Origin of the sequence: Azospirillum endophyticum (assembly GCF_016595245.1) — a bacterium.
Taxonomy (GTDB): Bacteria; Pseudomonadota; Alphaproteobacteria; order Azospirillales; family Azospirillaceae; genus Azospirillum; species Azospirillum endophyticum.
The window spans coordinates 1-887 of sequence record NZ_JAENHM010000042.1; the positions used below are offsets into that span (position 1 = coordinate 1).

General features: G+C 70.6%; 2 protein-coding genes. Both read right to left on the reverse strand.

Annotated elements, in window-relative coordinates:
* A partial coding sequence (locus tag JHL17_RS13385) for a DUF3382 domain-containing protein (RefSeq protein WP_200193862.1) occupies positions 1-445 on the reverse strand: 445 nt, incomplete at its 3' end.
* A gap of 5 nt (positions 446-450) precedes the next feature.
* Positions 451-887: ABC transporter permease subunit (locus JHL17_RS13390; RefSeq protein WP_425599608.1), on the reverse strand; the 437-nt coding region annotated here is incomplete at its 5' end.

Consider the following 887-nt stretch of genomic DNA (forward strand, 5'->3'; position numbering starts at 1 on the left):
CGGCGACGCGGTCCATCCGCTTGTCGCGGTCGGCCTGGCTGAGCTTGGAGCGGCCGGTGGCCACCGTCATGGCGGCGCGCAGCGCGATGACGCCGCCGCCCAGCACCAGCACGAGGCGCAGCACCTGGGTCGGCATCGGCAGCACCAGCCCGATGCCGGCGCAGACCAGCGCCACGACCAGCACCGGCAGCGCCATACCCTGGCGGATCAGCCCGAGGCCGAGGCGGCCGAGCAAGACGAGGACGAGGGAGGCGATGACCTCCTCCGGCCGGGCCTCGATGCCGAGCCCGGTGGGGCGGTCGACGGTGCGCAGGCCCACCAGCGGCACGGTCAGCAGCAGAGCGACGAAGGCGGCGAGGCCGGCGTCCTTGATCGTGGCGGCCCAGTCGACGCCGCGCGAGGCGGTGCGTCCGCCGGACGAGACGGTGTTGGAGTGGCTGGTCATGGCGCTTACACCTTCTCGATCTCGGGCCGGCCGAGCAGGCCGGTGGGCCGGAAGATCAGGACGAGGACGAGGATGGAGAAGGTTGCGACGTCCTTCCATTCGGAGCCGACATAGCCCGACCAGAAGGCCTCGATCAGGCCGATGACCACGCCGCCGAGCATGGCGCCGGGCAGCGAGCCGACGCCGCCGAGCACGGCGGCGGTGAAGCTTTTCACGCCCGCCAGGAAGCCGATGTAGAAGTCGATGACGCCGTAGATCAGCAGCACCATCATGCCGGCGACGGCGGCGAGTGCTGCGCCCATGACGAAGGTCAGCGAGATGACGCGGTCGACGTTGACGCCGAGCAGCCCCGCCATCTTCTTGTCCTGCTCGCACGCCCGCTGGGCACGTCCCAGCGAGGTGCGGTTGATCAGGATGGTGAAGCCGACCATCAGGACGAGCG